The organism is Streptomyces sp. SolWspMP-5a-2 (assembly GCF_900091845.1).
Lineage (GTDB): Bacteria > Actinomycetota > Actinomycetes > Streptomycetales > Streptomycetaceae > Streptomyces > Streptomyces doudnae.
In genome coordinates this window covers 33735-48480 of record NZ_FMCI01000251.1, presented here as the reverse complement: position 1 = coordinate 48480, position 14746 = coordinate 33735, and the positions used below count along the sequence as shown (strand labels likewise).

Here is a 14746-nt window from a genome sequence, read left to right as displayed (position 1 = left end):
GGACGGCGGACGCGGTCAACGGCGTCTGCGCAGCGCGCGGGTGACGACGATCGCCGACGCCAGCGCGACGGCGGCGGCGGGCGCGGCCCAGCGCAGCGGTGAGCCGGGGGCGATGGTCTGCGGCGCGGGCACGGGCGCGTACCGGCCGCGCGGCGGCGCGTGGTCGACCTCCTCGGCACTGCGCCCGATCATCGTCCGCCGAGCGTGCGCGGCCTCGGCGGGAGGCTCCCCGGGAGCGATGGGCTCCACGGGCACGAGGGGCACGACGGCGTCGGGGGCGTCGGCGTCGGGGGTGGCGCCTTCGACGTCGGCGCCTTCGGGATCGGTGCGCTCGGGGTCGGCCCCTTCGAGGTCGGTGCCCTCGTGGTCGCCGGGGACGGGGGCGTCGCCGGGGGTGGCGGAAGTGGCGGAGGCGTCATGAGGGGCGTCGGGGGCGTCAGCGTCAGCGTCAGCGTCAGCGTCAGCGGAATCGTCCGCGCCGTCGGTGCCGTCCGCGCCCCCGGTGTCGGCGTCCGCGGCTTCGGCCTCGGGGGTGACGCCTTCGGTGTGGGCGTCGGCGGAGTCGTCCGCGCCCTCGGAGGCGCTCGCGGTGTCGGCGTCGTCCGCGCCCCCGGGGACGTCGGGTGCGCCCGCCCCACGCGGTGTCTCCTGCGGCGGGGTGCCCAGGTTCCGGGCGAAGCGGTCCAGCAGGCGGGTCGCCGCCGAGGCCACGGCGTCCGGCGGGAGTTCGGCCAGGCGGCCGTCCGCGGTGGCGGTGCCGGTGAAGGTGACCGCGGCGCCGCCCTCCGCGTCCTCGACCCGCACCGTCAGCGCCAGGCGCACGGTGCCGGAGCCGCGGGCCTCGGTGGCGTCGCCGGTCAGGACGTACGCGCCGTCGGCGCGGGCGCTGACCCGGACGGTGCCCCGGCAGGTGACGGAGTGGCCGCCGACGCGCACCTTCAGCCGACCGGAGCCGGGCTCCGCGCCCGCCTCCTGGTGGAGCCCGGGAACCGCGCGGGCCACCCGCGCGGGGTCGGCGAGCGCGTCCCGCAGCCGGGCGGCCAGAACCGGAACGAACACCTCATGCTCCATGTCGGGCGAGCCTACCCAGGACACCGGCTCCCGCACCTCCGTTGCCGGAAAGTGGCGGCCGGTTTCCACGGGGTCAGTCGGTGTAGCGGGGGTGCACCAGGGTGGACGGCGGCAGCCCCGGGACCCTGGTCCGCAGCGCCTCACCGGCGTCCGCCGCCAGGGCCGCCGGGGTGAGCGTGCGCGGGCGCGGCGCCCCGGGGGCGAGGCTCAGGCGCGGCGGCGCGGTGGCGGCGAGGACGAACCCCCCAGTCGCGGGCGGCGCGGGACGCCTCCGTCGTGCGGTCGGGGCCGCCCGCGAAGCCGGAGGCGCGGCCCGAGATCCGGTACGGGACGGTGTGCAGCCCGGCCGCGCGGAGCGTGGCGTCGACCGTCCAGAAGACGCGCGGCCTGCTGGCGAGCGGGCCCGCGTGCACCACGAGGCGCCCGCCGGGGGCCAGCGCGCGGCGGGCGAGGCCGTAGAACTCCTGGGAGTACAGCTTGGTGCTGGCGGTGATGCCGGGGTCGGGCAGATCGCAGACCACGACGTCGTACGAGGACGGCGGTGCCCCGCGCAGCCAGCCGAAGGCGTCCTCGGCGGTGACGTGGACGCGCGGGTCGGCGTAGGCGTGGCCGTTGAGCCGGGCGAGCCCGGGGTCGCTGCGGGCCAGCCGGAGCAGGCCCGCGTCCAGCTCGACGACGTCGACCCGGCGCACGCCCGGATGGCGCAGCACCTCGCGGACGGCGAGTCCGTCCCCGCCGCCGAGGACGAGCACGCGCGCGTGCGGGCCGTTCATCGCGGGGTGCACCAGCGCCTCGTGGTACGGCAGTTCGTCCCGGCCGCTGACCCGCAGGCGGCCGTCGAGGAAGAGGTCGAGGGGCCTGCCGCGGGTGCCCCCGGTGAGGATGATCTCCTGGACCCCGGTCTGCAGCGCGACCCGCACGTCCGTGCCGTAGACGGCGTGCCGGGCGGCCCGTTCGAAGTCGTCGACGAGGACGGCGGCGGAGGCGAGGACGCCGAGGACCAGGAGGTTGGCGACCAGCAGCAGCCAGCGGGCGCGGCGGCTGAGGTCGCGGCGGAAGAGGCCGAGGACGAGGGCGCCGCCGGCCACCGCGTTGACGGTGCCGGTGATGAGGGCGCCGGTGAGCTGGCCGAGGAGCGGCAGCAGCAAGAAGGGGAAGGCGAGACCGCCGACCAGGGCGCCCACGTAGTCGGCGGCGAAGAGGTCGGCGACGGCGCCGCCCGCGTCCTGGCGGCGGATGCGCTGGATCAGCTCCATCAGCAGCGGCACCTCGGCGCCGATGAGCAGGCCGATGGCGAGCGAGAAGGCGACCAGGAGCCAGCGCGACCCGCTCGCCCACAGGCCGCCCCAGCCGCCGGTCCAGGCGAAGACCGCGTAGAGGGCCATCGCGCTGCACCCGCCGACCAGGGCGAGCGCCGCCTCGATCGCGCCGAACCCGGCGGCGGCCCGCCAGCGCAGCCGTTTCGCGGCGAGGGAGCCGATGCCCATGGCGAAGACCATCACGGAGAGCACGACGCTGGCCTGGGTGACGGAGTCGCCGATGAGGTAGGAGGCGAGCGCGACCAGCTCCAGTTCGTAGACGAGCCCGCAGGCCGCGCAGACGAACACGCACGCCAGGACCAGGAACCGGCCCGTGCCCGGCCGCACCGGCAGCCGCGCCGGTCCGGGCCAGGGAGGCGGGGAGCCGGGCGGGGCCGGCGCGTGCGGATCGATCACGACTGCGACGTTACGTCACGTGAACGTCACGCTTCGTCACCCACACGTGTGGAAATGTCGGCCAGTCGGCGGCTGGACGTTTGATCTCCGCGGGACGGCCGGGGTCAGACGGCCGAGGGGCTGAGCGACTCCGCCGCCGGGACCCGGACGCCCACCCGGGTGCGGGTGGCGACGAGCTGTCCGTCCTGCGGATAGGCGTGCCAGGTCCGCCAGTGCACCTGGCCCTCGTGCCGCTGGGCCAGCAGGGCGGTGAAGGCGTGCGGACTGCCGGGGAAGACGCCCGCGAGTCCGTTCGGATGGTCGGAGACGAGGGCGAGCAGCTCCTGCGCGCGCCCCGCGAACGAGCCCGGGGACAGCACCTCGACGCGGGCCGCGAACTCGTACTCCCAGTCGCCGACGCGCTTGGCGACCCCCAGCGGCAACGGGGTGCTGCTGCCGGGGATGCACGCCACCGTCTCCGAACAACTTCCCTGCTCCTCCTCCAGGATGACTTGATGGGAGGCGCCGAGAAGTCGCAACTGGAGCTTGGCCCGGGACAGTTCGATGTCCAGCGTGGCGAGCGCGGGGAGCGGGTCGCCGCCCAGCGCCCAGGCGAGGTCGGCGGCACGTGTGTCGGTGTAGACGGTGTTCAGGGTCGTGAGCATGGGTGGGCTCCGCTAGCACGCAAAGAATGAGGGGGAGTGGATCCGGCGACACCAGGGTCGGCACCTGACGGTCCGGACGACTTCGGTCGGCCCGTCGTGGGGGAGTGCGCTGGACATCCGTTCCGGCCGCTTTGGTGGTTTAGAGGGAATCATGAACTGTGGCGTCGCCACAGTCTTTTTACCCAACTTCGTGGGGTTTCCATCCCTCAGAGGGCTCCACTGCTCAACTGTTCAACCAGGCGTGCGCCACCGGGTCGTGGCGCACGCCGGGGCGTACGGGCCAGCGGAGCGTGCTCAGTTGCCCCCGCCGCCGCAGCCGCCCCCGCCGCCGCAGGACGAACCGCCGCCGCACGAGGAGCCGCCCCCGCACGACGAGTGGCCGCCGCCACCGCAGGAGTGACCACCGGAGTGGTGGCCGCCGGAGTGGTGACCGCCGGACGACGAACCGCTGTCGCCCGCCCACCAACTGGCCCCGCCGCCGCCCCCGCTCGCGGCGCCCCCGCGCCGGTAGGAAGCGGCGCGTCCCTTGCCGCGCCGCCTGGACACCGCGGCCACCACGATGACCACCACTATCGCCGTGAAGATCAGAATGACACCCATGGCGCCACCCTCCTTCCGAGTCCCCCGAAGCAACCCCCCGTGGGCGCCTCGCTTCGTGCGTGCCCCGGGGATTCCCGGTCACTCCCCGGGCCAAAGCAGAGTTGAGGAACTCCAGAGCTTCGGCGCAGGATGACCGGTATGACCTCCAGCACCCGCCCCCTGCTCAACCGCCGCCTCGCCGAGTTCGGGACGACGATCTTCGCGGAGATGTCCGCGCTGGCCACCCGCACCGGCGCGATCAACCTCGGCCAGGGCTTCCCCGACACGGACGGCCCCGAGGAGATCCGGGAGGCCGCGGTGCGGGCGCTGCGCGACGGGCGCGGCAACCAGTACCCGCCGGGCCCCGGCGTCCCCGAGCTGCGCACCGCGATCGCCGCGCACCAGCAGCGCCGGTACGGCCTCGACCACGACCCCGACACCGGTGTCCTGGTCACCGCGGGCGCCACCGAGGCCATCGCGGCGACGCTGCTGGCGCTGGTGGAGCCGGGCGACGAGGTGATCGCCCTGGAGCCGTACTACGACTCCTACGCGGCCTGCGTCGCGATGGCGGGCGGCACCCGGGTGCCGGTCACCCTGCGCCCGCACGAGGGGGCGTTCCGGCTCGACCTGGACGAGCTGCGGGCCGCCGTCACCGACCGCACCCGGCTGCTGCTGATCAACACCCCGCACAACCCGACCGGCACGGTCCTCGGCCGCGCGGAGCTGACGGCGATCGCCGAACTGGCCGTCGAGCGGGACCTGCTGGTGGTGACGGACGAGGTGTACGAGCACCTGGTCTTCGACGACGCCGAGCACCTGCCGCTGGCGGGCTTCCCCGGGATGCGGGAGCGCACGGTGACGATCGGCTCGGCGGGCAAGACGTTCTCGTTCACCGGGTGGAAGGTGGGCTGGGTGACGGCCGCGCCCGCGCTGGTGTCCGCGGTGCGCTCCGCGAAGCAGTTCCTCACGTACGTGGCGTCCGGCCCCTTCCAGTACGCGGTCGCCGAGGCGCTCGCGCTGCCCGACAGCTTCTTCGCCGGCTTCCGCGCGGACATGCTCGCCAAGCGCGACCTGCTCGCGGCGGGGCTGGCGGACGCCGGGTTCGCGGTCTTCCGGCCGGCCGGGACCTACTTCGTCACCACCGACATCCGGCCGCTCGGCGAGAGCGACGGCTTCGCCTTCTGCCGGGCGCTCCCGGAGCGCGCGGGCGTGGTGGCCGTCCCCAACGCCGTCTTCTACGACCACCGGGAGGAGGGGGCGCCGTTCGTGCGGTTCGCCTTCTGCAAGCGGACGTCGGTGCTCCAGGAGGCGGTCGAGCGGCTGAAGGCGGTCCGCTGACCGGCGGCTGACCCGCCGCGGGCGGCCCGGCCGCCGTCGCTTCCGGGCGGGGCGACCGTCCGCGCGGTGTCCCCGGACGGGTCGAATCCGCCGTCCACGGGCGCGCAACGCTCGTATTCGCCCCCTTCGACCGGCAATGTGCCGGTGTGACCCACGCGAGCATCCTCCTCCCCCCGTCCCGCAGCCAGCGGCCGGGCGCCGCCGGGCGGGCGCGGCTGTCCGTCGCCGGTGACGCGGCGCGGGCGCTCGGCCTCTTCACCGTCGCCCGGCTGCTGGGCGTCCTCGTCCTGGCGGCCGCCGCCTGGGCGACCGACCAGCGCCCGCTCACGCTGCTCGGCCGGTCCTGGGACTCCCTGTGGTACCTGGGCATCGCCGCGCACGGGTACGGCGTCAGCGAGGTCTTCGGGCCCGACGTCGTCCACAGCGACCTGGCGTTCTTCCCGCTGTACCCGGCGCTGGTGCGGCTGGTGACGGAGGCGGGCCCGCTGAGCGGGGGCGCGGCGGGCCTGCTGGTGTCGTGGCTGGCCGCCTACCTCGCCGCGTGCGGCCTCTTCGCGCTGGGCGCGCGCCTCTACGGGCGGGCGGTGGCGACGGCGCTGGTGCTGCTGTGGGGGCTGCTGCCGCACTCGATCGTGCTCTCCATGGCGTACACCGAGCCGGTGCTCACCGCGTTCGCGGTCTGGTCGCTGTACGCCGTGCTGGCCGGGCGCTGGCTGTGGGCAGGGGCGCTGGCCGCGCTGGCGGGGCTCTCCCGGCCGAACGGGTTCGCGGTGGCGGCGGCGGTCCTCGCCGCGGCGGCGTGGGAGTGCTGGACGGTGCGGCGGGCGGGCGGGAAAGTTACCCACAGGCTGTGGACGGGCGCGGCGCTCGCGCCGGTCGGCTGGGCCGCGTACGTGCTCTGGGTGGGCCACAGGGAGGGCGATCTGCCGGGCGGCTACTTCGAGGTGCAGCGCCTGTGGGGCTCCCGCTTCGACCTGGGCCGCGGCTCGCTGCGCTTCGTCCGCCACCTGCTGCTCGGCGACGAACAGCTCGTCTTCCCGATGACGATGGTGATCGTGGCGGCGGCCCTGGTGCTGTTCGCGCTGCTCGTCGCCGACCGGGCCCCGCTGCCGCTGGTCGTCTACAGCGGGGTGCTGCTGCTGGTCGCGGTGGGCGGCTCGGGGTTCTTCGAGTGCAAGCCGCGGTTCCTGCTCCCGGCGTTCCCGCTGCTGCTGCCGCTGGCGCGGGCGCTGACCCGCACGGCGAGAGCCCGGCCCTGGCACGCCACCGTGGTGGTCTGCGCCCTGGCCGGGCTCTCGTTCTGCTACGGGGCCTACCTGGTGGTCGTCGCCCGCACACCCCTGTAGGGAGGGCTACGCCTCGTCGTCGCCGGGCGTCCCGTCGGCGTCGTTGACGTCGTCCTCCAGGCCGAGCTGCTCGACGAGCCACTTGTCGAACTCGATGGCGGCGCGCACCCAGCTGACCGTGGAGGACACGAAGTGCTCCAGGCTGACGCCGGTGCCGATGAGCATCTGCGCCTCACCGATCAGCCGGACGGTGCCGTCGTCGTGGGTGTGCGTGTAGAGCTTGGGCCACAGCGTGCGCCGGTTCCAGTCGTCGATCGACTCCAGGAGCGTGGGCTTCTCGTCGATCTGGTGGGGCCGGTCGTAGAACGTCCGCACCGAGAAGACCTGCTGGTCGCCCTCGCCGCGGAACATGAAGTACGTGCGGAACTGCTCCCACGGCGCCGCGAGGTCACCCTCGTCGTCGACGACGTACTTGAGCTCCATCTGGTCGAGGAGCTGCTTCACGAGGTCCTGATCCGGGACTACGGGGCCCGCCGGCCCTTGGGGCTGCGGCTCGGGCTGGCCCCCGAAATTCGGAATCGAGGACGGGTCGATGGTCACCGTGTTCTTCCCTTCATACGGATTCCGTCATCCTCCCCCATGCGGGGAGGGGCGTGGCAAGCCCCGCCGACCCTGTCAGCCGTGGGCAGACACGATCCGGGCGGCGGCTGGGCCGTACGGCCGCCCTCCCCCGCGTCCCGGGGTCCGGCGCGCGGCCGCCCACCGGTGCCGGGCCCCGGGCGGCCGTGCGCCCGAGTACCCGGTTCCGCACGGCCCCACGCGTCCTGGTGCCCCGACCGGAACTAGAGCGTCTTCCCGGTGGCGGGCCCCACCAGCAGGCCGTCACCGAACGTGTCCACCCGGACCGTGTCGCCGTCCTTGATCTCGCCGGAGAGGATCTCCTTGGCGAGCCGGTCGCCGATGGACGTCTGGACCAGGCGGCGCAGCGGCCGGGCGCCGTAGGCCGGGTCGTTGCCCTCCGACGCCAGCCAGGCGAGCGCCTCGTCGCTGATCTCCAGGGTCAGCCTGCGCTCGGCGAGCCGCGCGGCGAGCCGGTCGATCTGCAGGCGGGCGATCCGCGCCAGCTCGGCCTCCGACAGGGCGGAGAAGACGACCAGGTCGTCGAGCCGGTTGAGGAACTCGGGCTTGAAGGACGCCCGGACGACGTCCAGGACCCGCGCCTTCTTCTCGTCCGCGCCGGTCAGCGGGTCCACCAGGAACTGGCTGCCCAGGTTGGAGGTGAGGATCAGGATGGTGTTGCGGAAGTCGACCGTGCGGCCCTGACCGTCCGTCAGGCGGCCGTCGTCCAGCACCTGGAGCAGGATGTCGAAGACCTCCGGGTGCGCCTTCTCCACCTCGTCGAGGAGCACCACCGAGTAGGGGCGCCTGCGCACCGCCTCGGTGAGCTGGCCGCCCTCCTCGTAGCCGACGTACCCGGGCGGGGCGCCGACCAGCCGGGCCACGCTGTGCTTCTCCCCGTACTCGGACATGTCGATGCGGACCATGGCCCGCTCGTCGTCGAAGAGGAAGTCGGCGAGCGCCTTGGCGAGTTCGGTCTTGCCGACGCCGGTCGGGCCGAGGAAGAGGAACGACCCGGTGGGCCGGTCCGGGTCGGCGATCCCGGCCCGGGTGCGCCGCACCGCGTGGGCGACCGCCTGCACGGCCTCGTGCTGGCCGATCAGGCGGCGGCCCAGCTCCTCCTCCATGCGCAGCAGCTTCTGCGACTCGCCCTCCAGCAGGCGTCCGGCGGGGATGCCGGTCCAGGAGCCGACGACGTCCGCGATGTCGTCGGGGCCGACCTCCTCCTTGACCATGGTGTCCCTGGCGGCCTCCTCCTCGGCCGCGCTGGCGGCCTCCAGGTCCCGTTCCAGGGTGGGGATCTCGCCGTAGAGCAGCTTGGAGGCGGTGTCGAAGTCGCCGTCGCGCTGGGCCCGTTCGGCCTGGCCGCGCAGTTCGTCGAGCCGTTCCTTCAGCTCGCCGACCCGGTTGAGGGACTCCTTCTCCTTCTCCCAGCGCGCGGTCAGCCCGCGCAACTCCTCCTCGCGGTCGGCGAGATCGCGGCGCAGCCGCTCCAGGCGCTCGCGGGAGGCCGGGTCGGTCTCCTTGCCGATCGCCAGCTCCTCCATCTTCAACCGGTCGACGGAGCGCTGGAGTTCGTCGATCTCGACGGGCGAGGAGTCGATCTCCATGCGGAGCCGGGAGGCCGCCTCGTCGACCAGGTCGATGGCCTTGTCGGGCAGGAAGCGGGAGGTGATGTAGCGGTCCGAGAGGGTGGCCGCGGCGACCAGCGCGCTGTCCGCGATGACCACCTTGTGGTGGGCCTCGTAGCGGCCCTTGAGCCCGCGCAGGATCGCGATGGTGTCCTCGACGGTGGGCTCGGCGACCAGCACCTGCTGGAAGCGCCGCTCCAGGGCCGGGTCCTTCTCGATGCGCTCGCGGTACTCGTCCAGCGTGGTCGCGCCGACCATCCGCAGCTCACCGCGGGCCAGCATGGGCTTGAGCATGTTCCCGGCGTCCATCGCGGAGTCGCCGCCCGCGCCCGCGCCGACCACGGTGTGCAGTTCGTCGATGAAGGTGACGATCTGGCCGTCCGAGTCCTTGATCTCGGCCAGCACCGTCTTCAGCCGCTCCTCGAACTCGCCGCGGTACTTGGCGCCCGCGACCATCGCGCCGAGGTCGAGCGAGACGAGCCGCTTGTTCTTGAGGGACTCGGGCACGTCCCCCTTCACGATGCGCTGGGCGAGGCCCTCGACGACGGCGGTCTTGCCGACGCCGGGCTCGCCGATGAGCACCGGGTTGTTCTTGGTGCGGCGCGACAGCACCTGCACGACCCGGCGGATCTCCTGGTCGCGGCCGATGACCGGGTCGAGCCGGCCCTCGCGCGCCGCGGCCGTGAAGTCCGTGCCGAACTTCTCCAGGGCCTTGTACTGGCCCTCCGGATCGGGTGTGGTCACCCGGCGTCCTCCCCTCGCCTGCTGGAAGGCCTCCAGCAGCTTCTTCGCCCCGGCCCCCTGGCCGGAGAGTACGTCCCCGGCGGCGCCGCCCTTCGCCGCGGTGCCGATCAGCAGGTGCTCGGTGGAGAGGAACTCGTCGCCCAGCTCCCTGGCCCGCTCGGCGGCGTCGGCCAGGACGGCGAGCAGTTCGCGGTTGGGCTGCGGGGGCGCCACCGTGGAGCCGGTGACGCTGGGCAGCCCGGCGAGGATCTGCTCGGCACCGGCCCGCACGGCGGCCTGGTCGGCGTCGACGGCGGCCAGCAGGTCGGTGACGTTCTCGTTGTCCTGCCCCTGGAGCAGGGCCAGGAGCAGATGAGCGGGGGTGAGGTCGGGGTGACCCTCGGTCACGGCCCGGCTGCTCGCCGCGTTGATCGCGTCCCGGCTCCGGTTGGTCAGCTCCGCGTCCACGTTCGTTCTCTCCTCCTGCTGCCGCTCCTGCTGGTCCCTTGCTGACTCAGTCAGCGTACACAAAGTTGAGTCTATTCCGCTCAAGGCAGGGTCGGACCCCGTTCCGGTGATTTTCCGCGCCGTGCCCCGACCGGCGGGCCCCCGCGTCGGCTAGGTTCCGGCCATGGCGACCCCCGCGCAGCACCCCGGCGCTCCCGACCCCGCGTACCTCGACTTCTGGCGTGAACGGCATCTGTGCACGCTGACCACCCCGCGCCCGGACGGCAGCCCGCACGTGGTGCCGGTGGGGGTCACCTACGACCCGGAGGCGGGGCTCGCGCGGGTCATCGCCGGATCGGCGAGCCGGAAGGTGCGCAACATCCTGGCGGCCGGGCCCGGCGGCGCGCGGGTCGCGGTGTGCCAGGTCGACGGGCGGCGCTGGGCGACGCTGGAGGGGGTGGCCGAGGTGCGGACCGGGCCGGACGCGGTCGCGGAGGCGGAGCGCCGGTACACGGAGCGCTACCACCGGGTCCCGTCGCCGAACCCGGCCCGCGTGGTCATCGAGATCCGGCTGACGCGGATCATGGGCCACGGCTGATTGTTTTCAGCCACTCATGGGCGCGGGACGTCTCGGTCGGGACCGTGCGGAAGGGCCCAAAACTGCAGCGGCGTCACCGTGTTCAGGTCACGGTGACGCCGCTGCGGGGGGAAGCGCCTGAGCGATCTGTTACGACGGGGGAATCGCGTCAGGCACTGCGGGGGGTGGCTGAGATGGTTCGCGGGGTGGGGGCCTCCGGCTCCACCAGCCTGTGGTCTCGTTGATCAAGGTTCACAAAGATCATTCCGTACCGGATGGCACACCTCACCGGCTGCGGCGCCCCCCGAGGCCGCCGCAGACACCGGTACGCCCGTACGTCCTCATCCTCGTCACGCGTCACGACCACCGGCTCGCCGAACACCGTCACCATCAGCGAGTCACCCGGATGGGGGATCGCGGTGACCAGGTCGATGAAGTGCCAGCCGGAGCGGTAGGCCGTGGCCATCTCGCGACGGAAGGACCGGTCGTCGGGAGGCGTGGTCATGACTCGACGGCCCAGGTGCTGTCGTCCACGCTCCAGGTGCTGTCGTCCTGCGTCCGGTCGGACGCCGTCACCACCCAGGTGCTGTCGTCCTGGGGGCTGTCGGACGCCCGCACCACCCAGGTGCTGTCCCCGGGCACGGCGGCGGCCGACGCGAACCAGGTGCTGTCTCCCGGCACCGCCGCGGCCACGGTGGCGCGCCAGGTACTGTCCGCGCGGGTGTCGCTCTTCGTTCCCGCCAGGCCGGTCAGCGTGCCGAGGGCCACAGCCACGGAGAAGGCGGCGACAAGCGCCGAGCGAAGCATTCTCTTATGCATAGTCGGCTTCGTCCTCATTTGAAGGTCACCTCTCCCCCGTCGACTACGACGATGGCCCATTCCGGCACGTCATGGCCACACAATCGATGCATCATGTTCCTGCACGTTCAGGACCCTGGGGGGTGGAGATTTGGCCACAAGCGAGACTAAGCGGACACATCCTCATGCGCTGACCGCCATGTGTGACGAGGGCGCGCGTCTCTACGGCAACGCCCTCCGCACCGGGCGCATTGCCCGGGATGACGTGGAATCGGCGCCCTGCCTGATGGAGTTCGCGCTCCTGCACCCCGACCCTGACGACGACAAATGGCTCCGCCCGGTGCCGCCGTCGATCGCGCTGGCGCAACGCGTCAACCCGATCGAGCACGAGATCACGCAGCACCGCCGGCTGTCGATGGAGCTGGCCGAGGCTTTCGAGCCATTCATGGCACTGAGCGCCCAGGTCTCCTCCACCACCCACTCGATCACCGTCCTGGAGGGCATCGACCGGATCAACGCGGCGCTCGATCTGGCCACCGCCCAGTGCCAGTCCGAGATGCTCACCGTCCAGCCGAGCCGCCGTCGTCTCGAACACACGCTCGTACAGGGTCTGGAGCGGGACCGGCCGCTGATCGAACGCGGCTGCCGCATCCGCACCCTCTACCAGCACACCGCCCGGCACAGCCCGGAGACGCTCGCCTACGTCGCCCAGTTCGCCAGCGGCAAGGTCGAGTACCGCACCATCGACGAACTCGTCGGGCGGCTCATCATCTGCGACGAGACGGTCGCCTTCATCCCGATCAGCGACGACGGCCAGGTCGCCCTCGAACTGCGCCACCCCGGCCTGGTCCGCTACCTCGTCAAGTTCTTCGAGTTCATGTGGGACCGCGCCGTCCCGCTCAGCGCGGGCGCCCCCTACGAGACCGCCCCCGACGGCATCACCGAGATCCAGCACTCCATCGCCAAGCTCCTCATCGAGGGCCACGTCGACGAGGCCATCGCCCGGCGCCTCGGCATGAACGTGCGCACCTGCCGCGCCCACATCGCCAAGCTCGCCAGCGCCCTGGGCAGCGGCAGCCGCGCCCAGCTCGGCTACCTCATAGCCCAGTCGGGGATTCTGAGGCAGGAACCCTGACCCCGGGAGACGAAGTGAGACAGCCGTGACGCCACCGGCGCACCCGCACAGCACCGGCGAGCCGTGCGCGGCGGGCCTCGCCCTGTACGCCCGCGCCCTGCGGGAGGGCCGGGTCCCCGAACCCGAGGCCGCCCCGGTGCCGTGCGTGCTGCACACCGGGCTGCTCCGCCCCGACCTGGACGCCCCGCACTGGCTGCGCCCGGTGCCGCCCGCCCTGGCGCTGCCCAGGCTGCTGCGCACCGCCGCCGAGGACGTCGCCCGCAGACGCCGGGCCGAGACCCGGCTCGCGGAGGCGTTCGAGCCCCTCCTGGAGCTGGGCGCGGGCACCTCGGACGCGGCCGACGCCCCCGGCATCACCCTGCTCAGCGGAGCCGACCGGATCAACGACGCGATCGGGCACGCCGTCCTGCGCGCCGACGAGGAGGTCCTCACCGTCCAGCCGGGCGGCAAGCGGCCCGCGTCGATGCTGGCGCTCGTGCTGCCGAAGGAGCAGGAGCTGCTCGACCGGGGCGGCCGGATGCGGACGCTCTACCAGCACACCACCCGCCACGACCCGGCCGTCCTCGCCCACTACGAACTCCTGGAGGGGGACGTCGAGGTCCGCACCCTGGACGAGGTGCCCGACCGGCTCATCGTCGTCGACCGCACGGTCGCGTTCATCCCCGCCAACCCGGAGCGCACCCTCGCCCTCGAACTGCGCCACCGCCCGCTGGTCGACTACCTGACGACCACCTTCGAACGGCTCTGGCCGCTGGCCGTCCCGATGCACCCGCGGGCCGCCGCGCCGCCCGCCCGCGGCCCGGTGACGGCCCGGCAGCGGGCGATAGCGGTGCTGCTGGTGGAGGGCCACACCGACGCCGTCATCGCGGACCGGCTCGGGATGAACGTCAGGACCGCCCGGGTGCACATCGCCAAACTCGCGGCGACCCTGGGCAGCGAGAGCCGGGCCCAGCTCGGCTACCTCATCGGACGGTCGGGGATCCTTGATCAGGAAGACTGACCCGCTCCGCCGGGTCGCGCGGCCCCTCCAGGCCCACCTGGGCTATCCGGACGCCGAGTTGGGTGCGGCTGGCCGCGCCGAGGGTCTCCGAGAGCCGGGCGATGTGGGCCCGGCAGGTGCGCACGCTGATCCCCAGCCGCTCGGCGATCACCGCGTCCTGGTGGCCCTCGGCGAGCAGCGCGGCGATGGACTGCTCGCGGTGTGAGATGCCCTCGATGCCGGTGTCGGGCAGCGGCGCGGTCAGCGGGATCGCCAGCCGCCACAGCCGGTCGAAGGTGGTGGCGAGGTAGCCGACCAGGGCCGGGTGGCGCAGTTCGAGGGCGAGGGTGCGGTCGGCGTTGGCGGGGATGAACGCCACCGTGCGGTCGAACAGGATGAGCCGGTCGATGACCTCGTCGAGGCTCCTGGCCTCCACCGCGTCGCCCATCAGCTCCAGGTAGTTGAGCAGGCCGTGCCCGTGCCGGGCGACGTGCGTGTAGAGGTCCTTCATGCGCACGCCCCGGGCGCGCAGGGCCAGGGCCCGGTGCAGTCCCTCGGTCAGTTCGTGCTCGGGGCGGATGCCGCCCGGCTGCACGGTGAGCACCTCGCGGGTGCACGCCTCGGTCGCCTCGTCCATCGCGGCCTGGATGCGCGCGAGTCCGTCGAGGACGCGGATGGCGGCGCCCTCACCGGCCCCCGGGCGTTCGGTCGGGCCGAGCGCGGCGTACCACTCGAAGGCGGCGACCGCCGAGCCCACCCGGCGCTGGCTGGCGGAGACCTCGTCGTGCACCCCGCGCAGCAGCCGGGTCATGACCTCCTGCGGGGAGGTCGGCACCAGCCAGTCCATGTCGTCGGGATCGGGGTGCAGCAGCGCCAGTTCGAGCAGGCACGGCACCGGCTCGGCGTCGCGGCGCGGCAGCCTGCCCCGCCGTACGGCCCGGGAGTACACGCGGTCCCCGGCGTCGCAGAGCCGGTCGGCACCGTGCGGATGCTCCTCCGTCCCGTGCCCGGCCATCGCCCATTTCACCCCCGGTTCCCGCGTCTTCCGCAGCGCAACTATGCGCGGACACACCCGGCTCCGCAACACGGGTCGGGCCGGGTCGGGCAGCGCAATCCACTGGTGTGTACGGGTATGTACGGGCCTCCGTCGGCCGACTTGCAACAACCTGACGGGGGTGGCTGCCCGTTTCGGGGCGCGTCGGTCG

Annotated in this window: 13 protein-coding genes and 1 pseudogene; 5 read left to right on the top strand and 9 right to left on the bottom strand. The window is 73.3% G+C overall.

Annotation, left to right across the window (positions count from 1 at the left end):
- Window positions 1-15: 15 nt before the first annotated feature.
- The 4 genes and pseudogenes from GA0115242_RS25540 to GA0115242_RS25525 all read right to left on the bottom strand — a co-directional run bounded on the left by GA0115242_RS25540 (window position 16) and on the right by GA0115242_RS25525 (window position 4030).
- Window positions 16-1071 carry an SRPBCC family protein gene (locus GA0115242_RS25540; protein WP_093832363.1) on the bottom strand — a complete coding sequence of 352 codons (1056 nt, stop codon included), beginning with the start codon at window positions 1069-1071 and terminating at the stop codon, window positions 16-18.
- A gap of 73 nt (window positions 1072-1144) precedes the next feature.
- A pseudogene (locus tag GA0115242_RS25535) lies at window positions 1145-2786 on the bottom strand (polyamine aminopropyltransferase).
- A gap of 104 nt (window positions 2787-2890) precedes the next feature.
- A complete protein-coding gene (locus tag GA0115242_RS25530) occupies window positions 2891-3430 on the bottom strand; it encodes a DUF2617 family protein (protein ID WP_093832361.1) in 540 nt (179 codons plus the stop codon).
- A 294-nt stretch (window positions 3431-3724) separates the two neighbouring features.
- A complete protein-coding gene (locus tag GA0115242_RS25525; protein WP_093832359.1) occupies window positions 3725-4030 on the bottom strand; it encodes a hypothetical protein in 306 nt (101 codons plus the stop codon).
- Between the two features lie 129 nt (window positions 4031-4159).
- Between GA0115242_RS25525 and GA0115242_RS25520 the strand changes: the two genes are divergently transcribed.
- Together GA0115242_RS25520 and GA0115242_RS25515 are read left to right on the top strand one after the other, a co-directional pair.
- Window positions 4160-5347, top strand: coding sequence for a pyridoxal phosphate-dependent aminotransferase (locus GA0115242_RS25520; protein WP_093832357.1), 1188 nt, complete (start codon window positions 4160-4162; stop codon window positions 5345-5347).
- Window positions 5348-5493: 146 nt separating this feature from the next.
- On the top strand, window positions 5494-6693 hold the full coding sequence (locus GA0115242_RS25515) for a mannosyltransferase family protein (RefSeq protein WP_107461477.1): 1200 nt from the start codon (window positions 5494-5496) through the stop codon (window positions 6691-6693).
- 6 nt (window positions 6694-6699) lie between these two features.
- On the opposite strand, the gene GA0115242_RS25510 is transcribed toward GA0115242_RS25515, so the two are convergent.
- Together GA0115242_RS25510 and clpB are read right to left on the bottom strand one after the other, a co-directional pair.
- Window positions 6700-7233: a YbjN domain-containing protein gene (locus GA0115242_RS25510; RefSeq protein WP_093832355.1), complete on the bottom strand. Its 534-nt coding sequence runs from the start codon at window positions 7231-7233 to the stop codon at window positions 6700-6702.
- A 242-nt stretch (window positions 7234-7475) separates the two neighbouring features.
- Complete coding sequence (gene clpB / locus GA0115242_RS25505; protein WP_093832353.1) at window positions 7476-10073, bottom strand: ATP-dependent chaperone ClpB; 2598 nt, start codon at window positions 10071-10073, stop codon at window positions 7476-7478.
- A gap of 163 nt (window positions 10074-10236) precedes the next feature.
- Here clpB and GA0115242_RS25500 point away from each other — a divergent pair, with 163 nt between their 5' ends.
- A complete protein-coding gene (locus GA0115242_RS25500; protein WP_093832351.1) occupies window positions 10237-10650 on the top strand; it encodes a pyridoxamine 5'-phosphate oxidase family protein in 414 nt (137 codons plus the stop codon).
- 148 nt (window positions 10651-10798) lie between these two features.
- Here GA0115242_RS25500 and GA0115242_RS25495 read toward each other — a convergent pair whose 3' ends face one another.
- Together GA0115242_RS25495 and GA0115242_RS41880 are read right to left on the bottom strand one after the other, a co-directional pair.
- Window positions 10799-11134 carry a hypothetical protein gene (locus GA0115242_RS25495; RefSeq protein ID WP_093832349.1) on the bottom strand — a complete coding sequence of 112 codons (336 nt, stop codon included), beginning with the start codon at window positions 11132-11134 and terminating at the stop codon, window positions 10799-10801.
- Complete coding sequence (locus tag GA0115242_RS41880; protein WP_237549303.1) at window positions 11131-11436, bottom strand: hypothetical protein; 306 nt, start codon at window positions 11434-11436, stop codon at window positions 11131-11133. The genes GA0115242_RS25495 and GA0115242_RS41880 overlap by 4 nt, the downstream gene beginning before the upstream one ends.
- A gap of 190 nt (window positions 11437-11626) precedes the next feature.
- Between GA0115242_RS41880 and GA0115242_RS25485 the strand changes: the two genes are divergently transcribed.
- Complete coding sequence (locus tag GA0115242_RS25485) at window positions 11627-12562, top strand: helix-turn-helix transcriptional regulator (RefSeq protein WP_237549302.1); 936 nt, start codon at window positions 11627-11629, stop codon at window positions 12560-12562.
- 25 nt (window positions 12563-12587) lie between these two features.
- Window positions 12588-13562, top strand: a complete 975-nt coding sequence (locus tag GA0115242_RS25480) for a helix-turn-helix domain-containing protein (RefSeq protein ID WP_093832345.1) — start codon at window positions 12588-12590, stop codon at window positions 13560-13562.
- Here GA0115242_RS25480 and GA0115242_RS25475 read toward each other — a convergent pair.
- On the bottom strand, window positions 13525-14556 hold the full coding sequence (locus GA0115242_RS25475) for a helix-turn-helix transcriptional regulator (RefSeq protein WP_093832343.1): 1032 nt from the start codon (window positions 14554-14556) through the stop codon (window positions 13525-13527). The genes GA0115242_RS25480 and GA0115242_RS25475 overlap by 38 nt on opposite strands.
- Window positions 14557-14746: the final 190 nt, after the last annotated feature.

Bases quoted from the DNA above. Each gene is read 5' to 3' on its own strand.
- GA0115242_RS25530 (WP_093832361.1), bottom strand. From the start codon at position 3,430: ATGCTCACGACCCTGAACACCGTCTACACCGACACACGTGCCGCCGAC.
- GA0115242_RS25525 (WP_093832359.1), bottom strand. From the start codon at position 4,030: ATGGGTGTCATTCTGATCTTCACGGCGATAGTGGTGGTCATCGTGGTG.
- GA0115242_RS25500 (WP_093832351.1), top strand. From the start codon at position 10,237: ATGGCGACCCCCGCGCAGCACCCCGGCGCTCCCGACCCCGCGTACCTC.
- GA0115242_RS25475 (WP_093832343.1), bottom strand. From the start codon at position 14,556: ATGGCCGGGCACGGGACGGAGGAGCATCCGCACGGTGCCGACCGGCTC.
- GA0115242_RS25495 (WP_093832349.1), bottom strand. From the start codon at position 11,134: ATGACCACGCCTCCCGACGACCGGTCCTTCCGTCGCGAGATGGCCACG.
- GA0115242_RS25540 (WP_093832363.1), bottom strand. From the start codon at position 1,071: ATGGAGCATGAGGTGTTCGTTCCGGTTCTGGCCGCCCGGCTGCGGGAC.
- GA0115242_RS41880 (WP_237549303.1), bottom strand. From the start codon at position 11,436: ATGCTTCGCTCGGCGCTTGTCGCCGCCTTCTCCGTGGCTGTGGCCCTC.
- GA0115242_RS25485 (WP_237549302.1), top strand. From the start codon at position 11,627: ATGTGTGACGAGGGCGCGCGTCTCTACGGCAACGCCCTCCGCACCGGG.
- GA0115242_RS25520 (WP_093832357.1), top strand. From the start codon at position 4,160: ATGACCGGTATGACCTCCAGCACCCGCCCCCTGCTCAACCGCCGCCTC.